The organism is Pseudoalteromonas fuliginea, from assembly GCF_000690055.1.
Lineage (GTDB): Bacteria > Pseudomonadota > Gammaproteobacteria > Enterobacterales > Alteromonadaceae > Pseudoalteromonas > Pseudoalteromonas fuliginea.
In genome coordinates, this window is record NZ_JJNZ01000001.1 from 110,095 (window position 1) to 129,606 (window position 19,512).

The 19,512-nt window shown below is 39.3% G+C and carries 19 protein-coding genes; 10 read left to right on the top strand and 9 right to left on the bottom strand.

The genetic code is table 11. The annotated features are described in order from the left end of the window. Window positions 1-18 precede the first annotated feature (18 nt). Together DC53_RS19750 and DC53_RS19745 are read left to right on the top strand one after the other, a co-directional pair. A complete protein-coding gene (locus DC53_RS19750) occupies window positions 19-2,055 on the top strand; it encodes a TonB-dependent receptor (RefSeq protein WP_033028277.1) in 2,037 nt (678 codons plus the stop codon). An 18-nt stretch (window positions 2,056-2,073) separates the two neighbouring features. After that, the gene (locus DC53_RS19745) at window positions 2,074-3,195 is read left to right on the top strand and encodes a PepSY-associated TM helix domain-containing protein (RefSeq protein WP_033028278.1); all 1,122 of its coding nucleotides are present in this window, start codon (window positions 2,074-2,076) and stop codon (window positions 3,193-3,195) included. A 121-nt stretch (window positions 3,196-3,316) separates the two neighbouring features. Here DC53_RS19745 and fadE read toward each other — a convergent pair whose 3' ends face one another. Beyond that, a complete protein-coding gene (gene fadE, locus DC53_RS19740; RefSeq protein ID WP_007378005.1) occupies window positions 3,317-5,773 on the bottom strand; it encodes an acyl-CoA dehydrogenase FadE in 2,457 nt (818 codons plus the stop codon). Window positions 5,774-6,097: 324 nt separating this feature from the next. Between fadE and DC53_RS19735 the strand changes: the two genes are divergently transcribed. After that, window positions 6,098-6,862 (top strand): class II glutamine amidotransferase, encoded by a 765-nt coding sequence (locus tag DC53_RS19735; protein WP_033028279.1) that lies wholly within the window; start codon window positions 6,098-6,100, stop codon window positions 6,860-6,862. A gap of 43 nt (window positions 6,863-6,905) precedes the next feature. Here the strand turns inward: DC53_RS19735 and DC53_RS19730 are convergent, their stop codons facing one another. The 5 genes from DC53_RS19730 to cmoA all read right to left on the bottom strand — a co-directional run bounded on the left by DC53_RS19730 (window position 6,906) and on the right by cmoA (window position 11,253). Then, window positions 6,906-7,640 (bottom strand): DUF3108 domain-containing protein, encoded by a 735-nt coding sequence (locus DC53_RS19730; protein WP_033028280.1) that lies wholly within the window; start codon window positions 7,638-7,640, stop codon window positions 6,906-6,908. A 16-nt stretch (window positions 7,641-7,656) separates the two neighbouring features. Next, entirely contained in the window at window positions 7,657-8,304 is a 648-nt protein-coding gene (gene purN / locus DC53_RS19725) for a phosphoribosylglycinamide formyltransferase (protein WP_033028281.1), read from the bottom strand. Beyond that, the gene (purM, locus tag DC53_RS19720) at window positions 8,304-9,356 is read right to left on the bottom strand and encodes a phosphoribosylformylglycinamidine cyclo-ligase (RefSeq protein WP_033028282.1); all 1,053 of its coding nucleotides are present in this window, start codon (window positions 9,354-9,356) and stop codon (window positions 8,304-8,306) included. Before purM ends, purN begins: the two co-directional genes overlap by 1 nt. A 190-nt stretch (window positions 9,357-9,546) precedes the next feature. Further along, on the bottom strand, window positions 9,547-10,515 hold the full coding sequence (gene cmoB, locus DC53_RS19715) for a tRNA 5-methoxyuridine(34)/uridine 5-oxyacetic acid(34) synthase CmoB (protein ID WP_008172560.1): 969 nt from the start codon (window positions 10,513-10,515) through the stop codon (window positions 9,547-9,549). A gap of 12 nt (window positions 10,516-10,527) precedes the next feature. After that, window positions 10,528-11,253: a carboxy-S-adenosyl-L-methionine synthase CmoA gene (cmoA, locus tag DC53_RS19710; protein ID WP_007378000.1), complete on the bottom strand. Its 726-nt coding sequence runs from the start codon at window positions 11,251-11,253 to the stop codon at window positions 10,528-10,530. Window positions 11,254-11,370: 117 nt separating this feature from the next. Between cmoA and DC53_RS19705 the strand changes: the two genes are divergently transcribed. Continuing rightward, complete coding sequence (locus DC53_RS19705; RefSeq protein WP_008139103.1) at window positions 11,371-12,057, top strand: DUF3334 family protein; 687 nt, start codon at window positions 11,371-11,373, stop codon at window positions 12,055-12,057. A gap of 539 nt (window positions 12,058-12,596) precedes the next feature. Further along, complete coding sequence (locus DC53_RS19695) at window positions 12,597-13,049, top strand: hypothetical protein (protein ID WP_033028284.1); 453 nt, start codon at window positions 12,597-12,599, stop codon at window positions 13,047-13,049. Here the strand turns inward: DC53_RS19695 and DC53_RS19690 are convergent. Continuing rightward, the gene (locus DC53_RS19690; RefSeq protein ID WP_033028285.1) at window positions 13,040-13,537 is read right to left on the bottom strand and encodes a M48 metallopeptidase family protein; all 498 of its coding nucleotides are present in this window, start codon (window positions 13,535-13,537) and stop codon (window positions 13,040-13,042) included. The two genes, DC53_RS19695 and DC53_RS19690, sit on opposite strands and share 10 nt — an antisense overlap. A 24-nt stretch (window positions 13,538-13,561) precedes the next feature. Further along, entirely contained in the window at window positions 13,562-14,410 is an 849-nt protein-coding gene (locus DC53_RS19685) for a DUF72 domain-containing protein (RefSeq protein ID WP_033028295.1), read from the bottom strand. A 249-nt stretch (window positions 14,411-14,659) separates the two neighbouring features. On the opposite strand from DC53_RS19685, the gene aspS reads away from it, so the two are divergent. The 3 genes from aspS to DC53_RS19670 all read left to right on the top strand — a co-directional run bounded on the left by aspS (window position 14,660) and on the right by DC53_RS19670 (window position 17,399). Continuing rightward, entirely contained in the window at window positions 14,660-16,438 is a 1,779-nt protein-coding gene (gene aspS / locus DC53_RS19680) for an aspartate--tRNA ligase (RefSeq protein WP_033028286.1), read from the top strand. Window positions 16,439-16,557: 119 nt separating this feature from the next. After that, entirely contained in the window at window positions 16,558-16,788 is a 231-nt protein-coding gene (locus tag DC53_RS19675) for a hypothetical protein (protein ID WP_033028287.1), read from the top strand. A 14-nt stretch (window positions 16,789-16,802) separates the two neighbouring features. Beyond that, on the top strand, window positions 16,803-17,399 hold the full coding sequence (locus DC53_RS19670; RefSeq protein ID WP_050484109.1) for a pentapeptide repeat-containing protein: 597 nt from the start codon (window positions 16,803-16,805) through the stop codon (window positions 17,397-17,399). Between the two features lie 72 nt (window positions 17,400-17,471). On the opposite strand, the gene DC53_RS19665 is transcribed toward DC53_RS19670, so the two are convergent. Continuing rightward, window positions 17,472-17,795 (bottom strand): hypothetical protein, encoded by a 324-nt coding sequence (locus DC53_RS19665; protein WP_002959968.1) that lies wholly within the window; start codon window positions 17,793-17,795, stop codon window positions 17,472-17,474. Window positions 17,796-17,924: 129 nt separating this feature from the next. Here DC53_RS19665 and DC53_RS19660 point away from each other — a divergent pair, with 129 nt between their 5' ends. Together DC53_RS19660 and DC53_RS0120255 are read left to right on the top strand one after the other, a co-directional pair. Next, on the top strand, window positions 17,925-18,692 hold the full coding sequence (locus DC53_RS19660; protein WP_033028288.1) for an alpha/beta hydrolase: 768 nt from the start codon (window positions 17,925-17,927) through the stop codon (window positions 18,690-18,692). Between the two features lie 118 nt (window positions 18,693-18,810). Beyond that, complete coding sequence (locus tag DC53_RS0120255) at window positions 18,811-19,269, top strand: MBL fold metallo-hydrolase (RefSeq protein WP_050484110.1); 459 nt, start codon at window positions 18,811-18,813, stop codon at window positions 19,267-19,269. Window positions 19,270-19,512: the final 243 nt, after the last annotated feature.

A 19,512-nucleotide genomic window follows, 5' to 3' on the forward strand; every position in this document is an offset into this window, starting at 1 on the left:
TAAGAAGGAACGTTCCCCTTGAAAAAGTTAGCCTTAGTGAGTGCCATTTGTACATCATTCAGTTCACCTATATCCGCGCAAGAACTTGCTAAAAGTAAAGCATCTGTTGAAAAAATATCTGTAGTTGGCTCTGCAACTAATTTGAGTATTACAGCTGAAGAAATAGAACAATATCAAGCAAGTGATCTGGCTGATATTTTTCGACATTCACCTTCTGTTAGCGTGGGTGGCTCGGTAGGCGTTGCGCAAAAGATCTATATTCGTGGTGTTGAAGATTCTTTATTAAATATAACGGTTGATGGTGCACAACAAACATCAACGTTATTTCATCATATTGGCCGTGTAACAATAGATCCAGACCTACTGCAACAAATAGATGTACAAGCGGGGGCCGGTGAAGCAACAAGTGGTCCTGGTGCGATTGGTGGCTCTATACGCTTTAAAACTAAAGACGCACAAGACCTACTTAATCAAGGTGAACAATTTGGTGGGCGTGTTAAAGCAAGTTATTTTTCAAATGACAGCACGCGTTTCAGTACCAGTGTATACGGTAAATTAAGTGATACATGGGGGTTATTAGGATATTTCAGTACTGTGGATCGCGACAACATGGAAGATGGTGATGGCGATACTATTTATGGTACAGCTGCTGATCAAGATATGATGTTTATTAAAGCCAGTGGTGAGTTAGCAGATAATCATCATTTATCGTTAAGTATTGAAAAACGCGACGAAGAAGGGGATTTTTCGGCACGTCCTAACTGGGCGGTGCAAGAAGGTGATGCTTTGTACCCAAGCGAAGCAAAACGAGATACTTACGTTGCTAATTATATATTTTCTCACAATAACTTATTGTATTTAGAGGCGACAGCATACAAAACCGAATCATCTTTTAATGGTGGTCGTTTTGCTTGGCTTGCTGACATTGATACATATGGCTTAGATATTCGCAATACAAGTATTATTGATGAACATAAATTTATTTATGGTGTTGATTATAGAAACGATGAAGTGTCGAGCGGATCTGCAGCAGGTACAAAAGAAAATGCAGAACAAGGCAGTGTACTTGGGGTTTATGCGCAAGGTTATAGTGATATTACCCCACAACTTTTACTGAGCTATGGGGTGCGTTTTGATAGTTATAAGTTTAAACAAGACATCTTATTAGATGAATATTATGGCACTGCAATTACAGAAAGTGCATCGAGTTTAGACGATAGTGAAGTAAGTTTTAATATAGGTTTAGCATACGACATAAATGATGCTTGGACAGTAGGGCTTGGGTATGCTGAAGCTGCGCGTGGAAAACAAATAGGCGATGGCTTTACCATCGATGGATATTTATATGATGGCTCAGATATTCCCGTGGCGGATGAAAGTTTAGTACCTGAGACAGTCGCCAATATTGAGGCATCCATAACGTACACAAGTGAAAATTTATCCGCTAAGGCCAGTATTTACAATTCTTCTTTAGATGATGTGATATTTGAAGGATATGAAGGAGACTCGGTTTATAACAATATAGGCACGTTAGATACTAAAGGGTTTGAGTTTGACCTAGCATATCGCTTAAATTCATTTGATTTCTTCATTGGATTTTCAGCTACTGATACAGAGCTTGACCCTCGTAATGGTCTATATACTGTAAGCTATGATGCAATTGATATTAATGGTTATGAGTTTGTCGGTTTAGGTAATAGCAGAGGTAATACATGGGTTGCCGGCGTTGATTACGATGTTAACACCGATGCAAAGGTTGGTTTTAGTGTAACTAAAGTCGATTCGCTTGATATTGATACTCTTCATCAAGCCGTTGATCTTGGTTGGACCGATTCTTTATATACCCTAAATAAACCAAGCTATACCACTTTTGATCTATATGGACAGTGGAATGTGACGAATTCATTATTATTGAATGTTGCTGCTACTAATTTATTTAATGAGTTATATATCGATCATTCAAGTGTGGGTGATTACAGTGAAGTATTTGGTACTGTTGTTGGTCCATACGAATCTGGGCGCGATATTCGCTTATCGATTTCCTACCAGTTTTAAGAATAAGTAACTTATTTTATGTTCTTAAAACTATTTAAAAAGTGGGTCTTTTGGGCCCACTTAATTATAGGTCTAATCGCCGGTTTATTTATTTTTAGCATGTCGTTCACGGGTTTTCTATTAACCTATGAACGACAGATTGTTGAGCTAGATGAAATGCGATTTACTGTAAATAACACCTATGTTCAACAGCGACTATCGGCTGATGATGTTGTGGATATTTTGCGAAAATCGCATCCGAGTCAATCACATATTTATATTCGTTGGGTTAATCGAGAAGGGGCTGCCATTCCTGCCTGGGCTGGAAAGCATAGCTACTTATTACACCCTTATACAGGAGACGTGCTTCGTGAAGGAGAGGGATTGGCGGCTGACTTTTTTCACGTTGTAACTGATATACATCGTTATTTATTACTGCATGGCGCTTCGCAGGTGATTGGTAAAAATATAAATGGCTACGCTAATCTATTTTTTATCTTTTTATTACTATCGGGTGCTTATCTGTGGTTACCAAAGCGATTTAACCGCTCTGCGTTAAAAGGATACTTATTACTAGCAAAGAGTTACAAATCATCACATCATCGAAATAGGCAGTGGCATTTAGTTTTTGGGATTTGGTGTTTACCGGTTTTACTCGTTTTGTCATTAACGGCTACTTTGTTTCATTTTGACTGGGCGAATAAAGCGTTATATGGCGCGTTTGGGCAAAACGTACCCGAGCGAGAAAAGCATCTACCAGTATTCGATTTATCGGCAGATGAAGTACTGTACGATACTTTATTTCAACAAGCTAAAGTACATGCAATTAACAATGGTGCCGCTGATTGGTATTCAATGTGGTTAGAATTAGGTGACAAAAAACACGAAGCACGTTTTTATATTGATACCAGTATAGGGAATCGTCAAGAATATGCGTATTCATTATTTTTAGATACTCGCACGGGCGACATAGCTAAAACATTAAAAAAATCGGATTGGACGCGAGGTGATCAAGCATGGGGAACATCTCGATTTTTACATACCGGTGAATACTTTGGTTTTTTAGGGCAAACATTAGCTGGTTTGGCATCATTGCTCGCATGTTTTTTAGTGTATACAGGCATAGTTTTAGCATGGAAGCGATTGATAACTAAGCGCTAATTTACACTTTTCGTCGAGTATTTGATTGCTTGAAATGTGCGATTTGATATATAAGAATTGATTTTACACAAAAAAGCCAGCGCATTAGGCGCTGGCTTTTAGTATTCAAATGCTTACTTAGTTAAGCCGCATCAGCTTCTTTTTTAACGCTATTTCGTGCTGCTTTGCCTGCAAGTAAATCAGCAGGGTCAAAGTCATCAACGTTAATAACATCTAAACGAGATTGCTCAACGGCAGCTAGTTTATCAGCCTCTGCTTGGCTTAAAATGCCTGCTTCAAGTCCCATTTGCGCTACTTTATCAAGCTGGAAGAATGGCAGTTTAAGGCCTTTCTCTTTACATACTCTTTCAAATAATGGCTCAACGTCTAGGATGTCTTTAAGCGTTTGCTCTTGACGACCCACAAGGTTTAGCGGCTCATTTTTTAAGTATACGTAGCTTGCTAAACGGTTACGCGTTTCACTAGGTACTTGTAGTAGTTGCGCAAGTTTATGCTCAAGTTGGTCAGTTGGTTTACGAACCGGGCGACCAAACGGGAATAACAATACTTTTAAAACACCACGCAGTGGAGCCGAAGGCATGTTATTAATTAAATCAGCAAGTGCACGTTGGCAATGGTAAAGATGATCTTGGCAACTCCATTTTACTAGAGCAAAATCTTCTTTTTTACGGCCTTCGTCGTTGTAACGCTTAAGCGTTGCAGATACTAAGTATAGGTAACTAAGTAAGTCACCTAAACGTGCTGAAATACGTTCTTTACGTTTAAGTGAGCCACCAAATACTGCCATGCTAATGTCAGACATAAGAGCAAGTGATGCACTAAAGCGCGACGCTATACGGTAAAATTCAGCGGTTTCGTCGTTGTACGGCACACTTGTAAAACGAGCGCCAGTCAGTGCAAGCCACTTAGTACGGACAAGGTTCGACATAGTAAAACCAATGTGACCCATTAGCGCTTTATCAAATACGTTAAGCGCCTCTTCGCGGTCTTCAATTTCGCACGCACCTAGTTCGGTAAGTACAAATGGATGACAGCGAATTGCACCTTGACCGTAAATAATCATATTACGGGTCAAGATATTTGCACCTTCAACGGTAATGGCAATAGGTGCACCTTGATAGCCACGACCTAAATAGTTATTTGGCCCAAGCATGATGCCCTTACCGCCAAGTACATCCATTGCATGAATAGTTGCATCACGCATTTGCTCTGTCAGGTGGTATTTAATAATGGCAGAAACAACAGATGGCTTTTCGCCTAAATCAACCGCACCTGTAGACATACTAACCGCAGCATCAGAGCTGTAAGCGTAACCAGCAAGTTTTGCTAGTGACTCTTCAACACCTTCCATTTTACCAATAGGTAAACGGAACTGACGACGAATGCGGCTATACGCACCCGTTGCAACGGCAATCATTTTAATGCCGCCAGCAGAATTTGACGGCAATGTAATTGCACGACCAACCGATAAACACTCAACCAGCATGCGCCAGCCTTGACCAGCCATATCTGGACCACCAATAATATAATCAAGTGGTACGAAAATGTCTTTACCGCGAGTAGGACCATTTTGAAATGGTACGTTTAGCGGGAAATGTCGACGACCAATTTCAACTCCAGGAGTGTCCGTTGGGATAAGTGCACAGGTGATGCCTGGCTCTTTATTGTCGCCAATTAGGCCATCTGGATCTTGTAACTTAAAAGCAAGACCAAGTACGGTAGCAACTGGGGCAAGTGTAATGTAACGCTTATTCCACGTTAAACTAACACCCACAACCTCTTCACCATTCCATTGCCCTTTACATACCACACCGTAGTCTGGAATTGAGCTTGCATCAGAGCCCGCTTCTGGCGAAGTTAACGCAAAACATGGAATTTCTTGACCGCTCGCTAAGCGCGGTAAGTAATGATCTTTTTGCTCTTTTGTACCATAGTGTTGTAATAATTCACCTGGGCCTAAAGAGTTCGGTACACCAACAATTGACGAAAGTAATGTTGATTTACTTGTTAGTTTTTGAAGTACACATGACTGTGCAAATGCAGAAAACTCTAAACCGCCGTATTCTTTTTTGATGATCATGGCAAAGAATTTATTATCTTTTAGATATTGCCATACATCTTGAGGAAGGTCGGTTAGTTCGTGCGTTGCTTCCCAATCGTCCAACATGCCACATACTACTTCAACAGGGCCATCAACAAAGGCTTGCTCTTCAATAGTAAGTTTAGGAACTGGGTATTGGTGAAGTTTTTTCCAATCTGGATTACCGCAAAATAAGTCAGCTTCCCACCAAGTAGTACCGGCATCAATAGCTGATTTTTCAGTATCAGACATGCTTGGTGTTACTTTTTTGAACACAGCAAAAATAGGTTTGATAATATATTGCTGACGAAGGCCAGTAACAGAAAGAGGAACCGCGATGATCAAAAAGATCAACCAGCTAATTAAACCAAAAGCACCGGCGAAGGTGCCTATAAGTAGGGTTGCAGCAGAAACACCAAGTGCTGTGTTCCAACTCGCTCTGTGGTAAATCGCTGTGCAAAGCAGCACGATTAAACCGAGTGTAAATATGAGTGTCATTTTTATTCCTTAATAGAGGTCAGACCACCTCACTTAGAGTAGCGCTAGTCACAGTAATTTTCAAGTACATAACGATGTTAAATTGTAGTAGAAAGTAACTTAAATACGATATTTACTTACCCGATAGAGGGAGGCTTAATAACTATCGTATAGTCAAAGCATTAGCCGTAAGCAGTGTTAACGTAAAAATAAATAAATCTAATAGCAAAATGACACTTTTTAAGTAAATATAGCCGTTATAGCGGGCTGCAAATTAGTGTACGCTTAATACACAAATATAACGCTATTTATTTTAATGTATGGTTTTTAAGGGTTATTTTATTAATGTGTGAATTACTTGGCATGTCAGCCAATGTGCCTACCGATATTTGTTTTAGTTTTTCAGGCCTTTTAGAGCGTGGCGGAAACACGGGACCACATAAAGATGGTTGGGGTATTACATTTTACGAAGGTAAAGGCTGTAGAACCTTTAAAGATCCTGAGCCGAGTTATCAATCTGAAATTGCAAAGCTCGTTAAAGCATACCCCATTAAAAGTGTCTCGGTTATTAGCCATATTCGCCAAGGTAACCGCGGGAGAGTGTGCCTTGAAAATACTCATCCTTTTACGCGAGAGTTATGGGGGCGTGAAATCACTTACGCTCATAACGGGCAGCTATCTAATTATCACGATTTAAAACCACAGTACTATCGCCCAGTAGGTAACACCGATAGCGAACTCGCTTTTTGTTGGTTGCTTGATAAAATTCGCGAAAAATACCCAAAGCGTCCAAGTAATATGGCGTCGGTTTTTAGATACGCGGCCAAGCTTTCGCAAACTCTGCGTGAAAAAGGGGTGTTTAATATGTTATTGACCGACGGGGTGTTTGTTTTAGCGTATTGCACTAATAACTTACATTACATAACGCGCCGTGCGCCATTTGGTAAAGCAACATTGATTGATGCCGACATGGTGGTTGATTTTCAACAAGAGACCACACCAAACGATGTAGTAACAGTTATAGCTACAAGGCCTTTGACGAATGATGAGCGCTGGCAAAAAATGGAGCTGGGGGAATTTGCATTATTTAAAATGGGTGAGCTAATTTAGCCCACCTATTTTAAATATTAGCTTAACTTTGGTTTAATTAAATTTAGTTAGCTTCTTGAGGTTGTTGTGCTGTTGCAGGCGCAACAGCTGTAGGCGCAGTAACAGTAAATGAATTCATTTGAACTTCAAACTGCTCCATACCCTTTTCGCCTTTCCACATACGTACCAGCATGTAATCCATTTCTGGCGCAAACCATGCAATTGCTTGGCGTTTATCGTTATCGTATAAACGCTTCACTTTAATGGCTTCTATATTACCGATAGGTAGAGAGATCATCTCTTTTTCAACAACTTCAAAGTTGTAGTCGCGGCGGCTACCTTTTTTGTCTATAAGCGGGAATGAAAAGCTCGTTTCGCCTTTTTTCAACCCTTCGCGCACTTGCACTTGGTATGAAATAGCATCCTGAAATTCATCAGTCCATTCGCACTTAAGTGGGTATTCGCTAGCGCTGCTAGTCACTACTTTGTTTGTTGTATCAAAATCAATTTTATAATCTTTATCTGGGCCTGTACCGGTGCGGATCATATTGTAATGATGCGGGGTAACCTTGCCATCTTTAAAGGTAAACTGTGATGTTTCTTCACGAGAATCAGAGAAAATCATCCACTCAATATTACTGTGGTATGTGAGTTGATAAGTGTCGTCACTTATTTTTTTGAGCTCACGAACAGCCTCGCCATGATTTTTACCTTTGCGTAAAATATCGTAGTTAGCTTGATATTGGGTCAATTCGCCTGCAATTAGGCTAGTTGGAAGTAAAGCGCCCGCACATAACAACAGGGCACTTATTTTTTTATTGTGGGTAGTGCGCGCCGTGTGCAGGAAGTTGTTTTTTGTCAAGAACTGCATAATCTGCTTCCATAGTAAGTCTGTGTTCACTGAACCACTTGACCACCAAAGGATAAATTACATGCTCTTGCTCATGCACGCGTTTTGCTAATGTTTCTGCTGTATCATCCTTGAGTACAGGTATTTGCGCCTGAAGAATAACGGGACCGCCGTCTAACTCTTCAGTAACAAAGTGAACACTTACGCCATGAACATTATCTTTTGCATCAATTGCTCTTTGGTGGGTATTCAGCCCCTGATACTTAGGCAACAAAGATGGATGAATGTTCAACATTTTTCCAACATATTTTTGCACTAAGCTAGGAGTAAGAATACGCATAAATCCAGCTAATACAACTAGATTTGGCATAAAAGAGTCGATAACGTTCATTAATTGCGCATCGTACGCTTCGCGCGAGTCAAAATCTTTATGACTGAGCACTTTTGTAGCAATACCTGCTTGTTTTGCACGTTCTAGGCCATAAGCGTCTGCTTTATTACTAATAACAGCCGCTATATGTCCGTTTATCTCGCCACGTTCGCAGGCATCTATAATGGCTTGTAAATTAGAGCCACTACCTGAGATTAAAACTACCAGACGAGTCGGTGCCATTACTTAGCACCACCTACAATTTCAACTTGCTCTTCGCCAGCTGCTGCATCTTGAATTTCACCAAGGTGCCATGCATTTTCGTCCAAGTCTTTTAACATTGTTAAGCTTTGCTCAAGTTTGTCTGCAGGGACTACTAAAACCATGCCTACACCACAGTTAAATGTACGGTACATTTCGTGTGTAGTTATATTGCCGTTTTCTTGTAGCCAGTTAAAAATAGATGGCCACTGCCAGCTATCACCTTTAACTACTGCTTTTGCAGAAGCGGGTAATACGCGTGGAATGTTTTCCCAAAAACCGCCGCCAGTAATATGCGAAAGCGCATGTACGTCAACGTTTTTGAATAACTCAAGTAAAGGTTTTACGTAAATACGAGTAGGCTCAAGTAAGGTTTCGCCTAATGTTTTACCTTCAAAGTCAGCGCTGGTATCAGCGTTTGACACTTCAAGTACTTTACGAATTAAAGAGAAGCCATTTGAATGAGGGCCGCTTGAAGCAAGTGCAATAAGCTGATCGCCTGCTGCTACTTTTGTGCCATCAATAATTTTTGATTTTTCTACAACGCCTGTACAAAAGCCTGCCATGTCGTAGTCTTCACCATCATACATACCTGGCATTTCAGCTGTTTCGCCACCAATTAGGGCACAACCTGAAATTTCACAACCTTTGCCAATGCCTGTCACTACGTCAGCTGCTGTGTCTACATCTAGTTTACCCGTTGCATAGTAATCTAGAAAAAACAGGGGTTCAGCACCTTGAACAATTAAGTCGTTTACACACATTGCAACTAAATCAATACCAACCGTATCGTGTTTTTTTAAGTCGATTGCTAAACGTAGTTTAGTACCAACGCCATCTGTGCCTGCAACTAATACTGGTTGCTTGTAACCTTCAGGAATTTCACAAAGTGCGCCAAAACCACCAATTCCGCCCATTACTTCAGGACGACGAGTTTTTTTAACTACGCCTTTAATACGCTCAACAAGTGCATTACCAGCGTCGATATCTACGCCCGCGTCTTTATAGCTTAGAGACTGTTTTTGTTCGCTCACAGGTTTTCCTCAAAATAGTTGTTTTGGGTTGCTTAGAAACGCGCGTATTTTACAACAATTGCAAGGTCGCGGCTAGCGCAAATGTAATTTTGAAATAATAAACAAGGACACTTGTCCGCTGCTTGTTGTTTAAATAAACAAAAAAACGCCCGCAGGCGTTTTTTTAGTATTTAAGGCGTTAAATTAACCGCTATGCTTTTGCAGTTAATATTGCTCTAAGTGGAGCAGGGTAACCTTCAATTGTTTTACTTGTGTCGTTTGGATCTAAAAAGTCGATTAACGATTCGTTTTCCATCCAATCGGTTTTGCGTTGTTCTTCAAGCGTGGTAATAGCGCAATCTTTTATTTGCACATCTTTAAAGCCAACGCGTTCCATCCACAGTTTTAATGCTGCAGTACTTGGAATAAACCAAACGTTGCGCATTTTAGCGTAGCGATCAGTTGGGACTAATACTGTGTTTTCGTCACCTTCAATTACTAGCGTTTCAAGCACAAGTTCGCCGCCTGGGCGTAGCTGCGCTTTTAATTGCGCTAAAAAGTCGATAGGTGAGCGACGATGATAAAGTACGCCCATCGAAAAAACCGTATCAAACGCTTTAAGCTCGGGTAATGCTTCAACACCTAGTGGCAGTAAATGTACGTTTTCATCTGGGTTGTAGTGTTTAATTGCCTGAAACTGACATAAAAATAAATCAGATGGATCAATACCCACGACAAACTCTGCGCCTTCACCGCGCATACGCCATAAATGATAACCTGAGCCACAACCAATATCTAAAACAGTGCGGCCTTTTAATGGCTCAATATGAGGCAGGAGTCTGTCCCATTTCCAATCACTGCGCCACTCTGTATCTATTTCAATACCGTGCACACTAAATGGGCCTTTGCGCCATGGCATCATGCGTTTTAATAAATGCATGGCTTGCTTTTGCTCGCCATCACTCATCTCCCCTGGTGCGCCAATTTCTACCTTAGTAGAAATATCAACATGGCTTGTTGAAACCTCAGGCAAGTTTTTAAGTACTTTTTGCCATTTAGGTAAATCACCGTGGCTAGCCTCGTTTTGCCAATGTTTTAATTGTGCAGGCAGTGTTTCTAGCCAGTGACTAAGTGGGCTTTGTGCAATAGATGCGTAAAATTGGTTAAACCATTGAGACATGGATGACTCTCTTTATTTAATTGCTACCATTGAGCAAAAATTAAAACATTGATACCACACTTGAGTTTGGCTAAAACCAATATCTTGTAAGCGAGTAAAGTGAGCGCTTAGTGTATCTGGGCGCATAACGTTTTCGATGGCGGTACGCTTTTGGCTTATTTCAAGCTCAGAGTAACCATTGTGTCGTTTAAAGTCGTGGTGCAAATCAATCAATAAATTGTCGCATTGCTCATTTTCAGCTTTAATTTTTTCGCTTAGCAGCAATACACCACCAGGTTTTAAATTAGCATATATTTTTTCAAGCACAGCTTGGCGTTGCGCGTGTGGAATAAACTGCAACGTAAAATTCATTGCTACTACCGAGGCGTTTTGAATTTCAAGCTCGTTAATATCGCCTAAGGTAACAGTAACAGGCACATCTGATTTAAAACCTTGTAAATGTACCTTACAACGTTCAACCATTGCTTGAGAGTTATCTACCGCTATTATATGGCAGTTATCGGTACGAATATTACGGCGCATACTAAGTGTTACGGCGCCCAGTGAGCAGCCTAAATCATAAAGATTTGAGTTACTTTGCGCGTATTCACCGGCGAGTTTACCCATTGTACTGACAATAGTTGCGTAGCCCGGTACTGAGCGTTGAATCATATCGGGAAATACTTCGACTACATTTTGGTCAAAGCTAAAATCTTTTACTTGTTGCTCAGAGGCATAAATACTGTCTTTTATGGTCACGAAAGCAGTCTCTTTTAAAATAATAGTGTTATTTTAACATTTTATACTGGATAGTCAGTGATAAATTCAGTAGCTTGACTAGAATTATGAATAATAAGCACAAAAAGAGATTATTAAATGAGTAAAAGTAAGGTTATTAGTACCGACGATATTTTAGCAACCCTGTGTCATTCTGTAACAGGCGTACTTACCTCAGCCAGCGGCAACAGCATTAGCTATTCTGCAATGGTACAAAAAATAACGCGAACATGTATGCGCCCAGATATTGGTTGCTTTGTTTTGTTTGATGGTGGCTTTACCGGGTTGGTAATTACTAACTTCACCTCGCAAGCAGCAATGGAAATTTATGGCGATTATATGCGTAATATGGGGATGCCAGAAGAAGAAATAGCGCATAGCCATTTATCAGACGATGTGTCTAACGTATTAGGTGAGTTAATGAACCAAATTGTTGGCGACTTTACATCTAAAGTACGCGAACAATTACACACTTCTATTACGCAAAACCAGCCGAAAATGATGGCAATTAACAAACAAGTGCAAATATCGGTAGATACCACTATGGATCGCCCACAAGCACGTCGCGTGACATTTACTACCAGTAAGCAAAATATCTTTTACCTAGAACTTGCTATGGATAAAACTGAGTTTATTAAACTACATGATTTTGACATTGTAGAAGCTATAGACCCTGATGACATTATCGAAAATGAAGCCAAACAACAAGCTGAAAAATCTAAAGCAGCTGCGTCTTCTGGACAAGATGACGACGATGACGACTTCATGGCAGGCTTAGGGCTTTAAGTTTATTTATGTAGGTTGGGTTGAGTGAAACGAAACCCAACGACTGCTCTATCAACTCTTCGCTATCAGCTTTTAGTAGGTTGATACGACCCATAAAAACGCGATTTGATATCGCGTTTTTTATTAACCAAAATATAAATTCTCTTTAGTATTAGTAAGGATATTTTAAATGACTGATACGGAAAACGGTGATTGCAAGCTTACAAAAGAAGTTGGGAGGTTTGTAAAGTCGCACATAATACCGAAATCCCTAACTAGGCCAAACATTTCAGGGAATAAATTTATTGAAAAGAAAGTGACTAATCGCGGACCCTTTATGGCAAAGCAGGTGATAGCTGGTATGACCCAAATATAGTGACCCAAAAAGGTGAAGATATTTTAGCGTATTTAGATACCTTAGCTATTGAGGAGCTTCGAGGTTTAGGTTTGGTTTAGTCTAGTCATTTATTTAAAGCAAACTCTGCCAAACAGCTAAATAGCCTCAGACTAGTAAAATTTCAAAGACCCAAATTAATTAGAAAATACTTTCTTAGCCTTTTGTGGAGAGCTGCAGTAACAAAAATTCGGCATTTAGTGAAGTTAATTTAAATGCAAAAAACATTGAACTTCTTAGACAGATTATAGTTGGTGAGAAGGAAGATAATAGAGCTATTTTTCCAATTAGCTTGGTTCAGTTATCTACAAAAGGTCATACAGTCAATTTAGCACCATTTAAGCACAAGATGGATATTAATGGAGGTGAGAATATATATCGCTTCTATCATGATGGACTTGTTATTCATATGTATATTGATGATCCGCGGTTGTCTGTTTTAAAATCTTCGGTTGATTATAATCACCCTATGTTCGTTGGATTGGATATAACTATTATTAACCAAATCAATTATGAAAATTCATTTCAATATCAAAATACTTTGAAACATACAAAAGAATATTTCAATCACTTTCCTAGCGAACGTCCAGCTAAAGCATCTAAGAGTACTCATAAATAAGGATTCTCTCCCATCGCCACAACCACACAAAATATCCTTAAATCTAATTCCAATTGGTGGTAATTCGGCTCCATGTGGCAGCAAAGTTGGTAAAAGCCTTTGTTATGGTCTTTTTCTTTAAAGTGGGCGAGCTCATGTACCACTAACGCTTTTAATAATGGCTCGGGGGCGCGCAGCAAGTCGCTATTTATGGCTAAATCGTGCTTTCGGGTTTTGCCTTGCATTCGATACGTATGTGTACCCAGTGCGTTGGTGACCATATCGCCTTGCTTTTTAAATGCTGCGCGCCCAAACGGTGGTGCATTTTTTAAATACTGTTTTTTAAGCTCGGTTGCATAGCTATAAAGTAGTTTATCGCTGGTAATAGTATGTGCTTGCGGATACTTTTTAAGTAAGTAGTCACATACCTTTTTGTTATTTATAAGGCTTAATACTTGCTCAACAATCTTAGCTGGGTAGCCGGTAAAGTAACGTGCGTATTCACTCATTATTGTTTCTCTGTCGTTTTACTTTTAAAAAAGTGCTTGCTGGTGGGCTTCTTTTTCGCCAGTAAATGGGTTTAATGCTTTGTGATTATAACCTAGGTCTTTGCAAAACTGCCTTGCTAATAATGGCGCTTCTCGGTTATCTGCCGTATGAAAAAACACATAGGGCGTTTTTCCTTCATCAAGCCATTGTTTTACTTTACTTAGCCACGGTTTATAAAAGGGTTTATAGTCGTTTTGTAAATCGGCTATTACAAAGCGCGCCATAGGCTCTGAGCCAGTTGCTATTGCATGTACCGGTAAGTGGGGCTTTTTTTGCTGTGCATCTATTAGCGCTTCGGTTGTTGGTTTTACCGCAAATAGGGCGCGAGTATCCATCGATATACGATTTATGTTGTTTGCCATTAATAATTGGTTAAGCGCTATTTCGGCTTCACCCTTTTGAAAAAACGCAGTATGACGTACCTCTACACCGTAATTAACCTCTTTTGGTAACAGGCTAATAAATTGGGCGAGTTTGGGTAAGTCACCAGGGCCAAATGCTTTAGGTAATTGCAGCATGATTTGCCCGGTTTTTTCTAAAATAGGGGAGAACAAGTTAAGCCAATCAGTGAGCTCGGTTTGAACATTAGTTAGGTGCAGCTCGTGGCTAAAGCGACGATTAAACTTAAACGTAAATTTAAAATCGTCGGGTACACTATTTGCCCAGCGCAATACGGTGCTTGGCGATGGGTCGGCGTAAAAGCTGGTATTGCCTTCCACAGAATTAAAATGCTGCGCGTATTGGCTAAGCATATCGGCGTTTTTACATTGGCTTGAAAATAAATTGCCTTTCCATGCATTACTCGACCACTGCGGGCATCCAATATATAACATATAAATAGCTGATAAATTACTTCGTGACGTAAGTGTACCAAATACATACGGTGGTTGCTGCAAATTAACATTACAAAGCTAAACACACGCCCTAGCATCTTAATGTTAGTTGAGTATAATACAGGGCTTAATTTGATTATTTTTAGATTGCTAGCGGCTTTATTTGTATTGTGGTGACCTGTTTTTTAAATCACACGCCTTAAAACAAATAAATACAACCGTTTAAGCCTTTTATCTGACAGGAAAACTATGCGCTCTATATATTGCGGACAGCTAAATAAAACTCACGTAGATCAAGAAGTGGAACTATGTGGCTGGATCAACAAACGACGTGACCTTGGTGGACTTATCTTTGTCGATTTACGCGATAGAGAAGGTTTAGTACAAGTTGTATTCGACTCTGACATTGAAGAGTTAATGAGTTCAGCTAACACACTTCGCCAAGAATTTTGTGTTCAGCTAAAAGGTACTGTACGTGCACGCCCTGATAGCCAAGTAAATAAAGACATGGCAACAGGTGAAATTGAAGTTTTAGGTACTGAGCTTACAATTATTAACCGCTCTGAGCCATTACCGCTTGATTTTAACCAAGTAAACTCAGAAGAGCGTCGTTTAAAATACCGCTACCTAGACCTACGTCGTCTAGAAATGAGTGACCGTATTAAATTACGTGCTAAAGCAAGCAGCTTTGTTCGTCGCTTTTTAGATGAAAACGGCTTTTTAGACATCGAAACACCTGTACTTACTAAAGCAACGCCAGAAGGCGCACGCGATTACTTAGTGCCAAGCCGCGTTCATAAAGGTAGTTTTTACGCATTACCGCAGTCGCCACAGTTATTTAAGCAATTGTTGATGATGTCGGGTTTTGACCGTTACTACCAAATTGTTAAATGTTTCCGTGATGAAGATTTACGTGCCGATCGCCAACCAGAATTTACCCAAATAGATATAGAGACCTCGTTCATGAGCTCTGATCAAGTCCGTGGTATGACTGAAAAAATGATCCGTGAAATGTGGCAAACATTACTAAACGTTGATTTAGGCGATTTTCCAATCATGCCTTACAGCGAGGCAATGAGCCTTTACGGTTCTGATAAGCCAGATTTACGTAACCCAATGAAATTAGTTGATGTTGCAGATTTAGTTAAAGACGTAGAGTTTAATGTTTTCTCAGGTCCGGCTAATGACGAAAAAGGTCGTGTTGCTGTATTAACTGTACCGGGTGGCGCTAAGCTTTCTCGTAAACAGCTTGACGATTACACTAAGTTTATTGGTATTTACGGCGCTAAAGGCATGGCGTGGATGAAAGTAAACGACCACACTGCAGGCGCTGAGGGTGTTCAATCACCAGTGGCTAAGTTTTTAAGCGAAGACGTAATCACAAAATTACTTGAGCGTACTAATGCACAGTCTGGCGATATTATTTTATTCGGTGCCGATAAGTGCAATACAGTAAATGAAGCAATGGGCGCACTGCGCGTTAAGATTGGTGTTGACTTAGAAATCACCAACCTTAATAGTTGGGCACCACTTTGGGTTGTAGACTTCCCAATGTTTGAAGAAGATGACGAAGGCACATTACATGCTGTGCATCATCCATTCACTGCACCAAAAGATATTACTGCAAGTGAGCTTGAAGCAAATCCAGCTGCGGCTATTTCAGATGCCTACGACATGGTATTGAACGGCTACGAAGTGGGTGGCGGTTCGGTACGTATTCATAATGCAGATATGCAAGAAACTGCATTTAGAATTTTAGGTATTAACGAGCAAGAGCAACAAGACAAGTTTGGTTTTTTACTTGATGCACTTAAATACGGTACACCACCACATGCAGGTTTAGCATTTGGTCTTGACCGTTTAGCAATGCTTTTATGTGGTACCGATAACATTCGTGACGTTATTGCTTTCCCTAAAACAACACAAGCGTCGTGTTTATTAACCAACGCACCAAGCAAACCTAACCTTGATTCGTTAGCTGAGCTTGCAATTAGTGTTGTTGAAAAAGCGATACCTAGCGAAGAGTAATTTTTGTTTAGCTTATTGAGCTAAATTTAAAAACCCTTAAGTTATATGCTTAAGGGTTTTTTTGTGGTTAAATTTACAGCAGAGTGTATTTTAACCGAACAGACGAAAAAGGAATTATTATGTCGATCAATGCAACCTTACTTGGTGAATTTTTAGTTTTTTTTATTGTGCTGAGTATTCCTATTTTTGCTGTAATTAGTTACAAAATAGGTAAGCGTAAAAGTACTATGCCGGGGGTTTTAGCTTTTGTGGGTGGCTGTTTAGCGCTATTTCCACTATTTGCTTTGATTTTTATTGCAGTGCTTGCGCTTAAAAAAGATTTACCTAAAAATAGCGTCTATGCCCATTAAAAACTAGGTTAATAGTGTCAATTTCAAATAATAATCACTACTTCGACGAGCAATTTAATGCTTTGCAGCACGAAGAGCAACTAACTGAAAATTCTGAGTTTGAAGAGTGCACATTTACCGATTGCGACTTTTCAGGCGGGCAGTTTAAAAATTGCCGATTTATACAGTGCAACTTTAAAAACTGTAATTTATCGTCACTTAAATGGAACTACAGCTCGCTTGAAGATGTAAGTTTTAGCCACTGTAAATTAAATAGTTTGCAATGGGCTGATGTAGATTGGCCAGCGCTTAGTATTAACGCACCGGTGAGTTTTAATTATTGCGAGCTCAGTAATAGTTCTTTTTTTGAATTAACCCTCAAAGCCCTCAAATTAACACACTGTTTTGCCAAAAATGTTGATTTTAGACATGCAGATTTAAGCGGTAGTGAATTTACAGGAACAGATTTTCGCGATAGTGAGTTTTTTCAAACTAACTTAACAAAATGTGATTTTGTAGGTGCGACAGCGTTTAATATTGATTTGAATAATAATATGTTAGCGAATGCTAAGTTTGATCGCTTCGAAGCACTTAATTTGCTTACCAGCCTTAATATAGAGCTTTGTGATTAATTTAGTTTAATATGATTACATATCTAGAAGCGACAGCTTAGCTGGGCTTCTAGATACCGCGTGACTGCGTAATTAACGGCTAGGGCCATTTTTATTACGTGCACTGGCAAGCTGTCTTGCGATTTCTAATAACGCTGGTGAAATATCTTCAGCGCCATCTTTAATTAGTTTTGTAACGTCACCTGATGAAAACAAACCGTCACGTGGTGATTTAATACCTAACTCACGAACAAAATCCTTCGTTTTACCTGTGCTGCCTGTTTCAATAAACTTAAAAATAATACGTTCATTGTTGTTTTTAGCAGGGGTTTTTAGTGTTTCGATTTCGTCATGTATTGCCGTTAGTTTGTCTTCTAAAATTTCTATACGTTCTTGAATGCTATTGTATGATTTCATTTATTGGATCTTTTACTAAATATATTTAAACAATGGCGACTATTATCGCATAGTTTGACAATAGAGAATGCAAACCTATAAAGTAAAAATTATTTTTAATTAAAAACAATAATTTATATAAGTTTAAATATGCAAAAAACACTTAAAAAGCTTTTTATGTTAAGCGCACTAGCTCTAAGTGCATCAGTTATAAGCACATCAGCAATAAGCGCAACAAGCTATGCAAACGATGGCGTTATAACTGATGAAAGCCGTAATCGCACTATTCCTATCAATATCACACTACCAAGTAACAATGCTAAGTGCACTGAACAAGTAAAATGCCCTGTAGCGTTTATTAACGCAGGTTACGGGATTAGCCATAACGGGTATACGTTTGCCAGTAATGCGTTTAGTCAGCGCGGATATTTAACAATAGCCGTTGCACATGAACTAAAAAGTGACCCTTACTTAAACCGTGAGCAGCCTTACTTAACAACTCGCATGGAAAACTGGCATCGTGGCGTAGTAACGCTTAAGTTTTTAGTTAATGAGCTATCGAGTAAATACCCAGCATACGACTTTACAAAACTCACCTTATTTGGGCACTCAAACGGCGGGGATATTTCCGCATTATATGGCTCTATTTATCCAAACGAAGTTAGCACTATTATTACGCTCGATCATCGCCGCATGTTGGTCCCGCGCAATAAAAACATTCGCGTACTTACTCTACGCGGTAGTGATTACCCCGCTGATGCGAATGTGTTGTTAAACGATTCAGAGCTGGATAAGTTTTCTGTTACACAAATACTAATAGAAAAATCTCGCCATAACGATATGTACGATGGCGGGCCAAAATGGCTGGTGGATAGAATGAGTAAAGAAGTAGAGGGGTTTTTAGATAGCGGGACTTAATTAAAATCCTTTGAATAATTATTTATGAAAATAGTATTAGTAGATGTCACAAGTATAAAAAGTTAAACTTTACTCTTATTAAGCAGTTGAGAATATAACTAAAGTATAGGATTTAAGGATGGATCTAGAATTTAGAGTGTTACAGGCAGAACATGGTGATGCAATAGTTATTAGTGTTGATTTTGAGGGCGCTCGTAAAAATATTTTAATTGACGGTGGACCAGCTAAAACGTTTGAGTTCAGAAACATTCCTCGCCCTTTAAAATTATGCTTGAACGAGATCAAGTCGAAGTCAGAATTTGTTGATTTATTAATATTGACTCATGTTGATGATGATCATATTGGTGGGCTTCTTGTTGGCTTTAATAAGCCTGGATATTTATCGGATTTGACAAAAGAAGTTTGGTTTAACTCAGGTAAATTAGTTTTTAATCATTTTAATCAGCCACTTGATGACTCTAATTACGTAATTTTAAGAAATAATACTGGTGGTAATACTAGTATTGCTCAAGGTATTAAGTTAGAAGATTATCTTGAGGAGAAAATAAGAACAGTCCTTTATGGACTCATCCACTAATTAAAGCTGGAGATGAATTTGAGCGATTTGGTTGTAAATTCAAATTTCTATCTCCATCACTAGAAAAGCTAGAAAAACTACTTGTAGTCTGGGAAAAGAAAAAAGCAGTATCAAATACCTCTGGTGCTAATAAGGATTACTCTAATTGTAGTGGTACAGTGATTTTGGCCACCCATTAAGAAAGAAATGTTATGCTAATAAGCATACAAATTTGGGTGAAAAAATGACGAAATTAAAACGCGC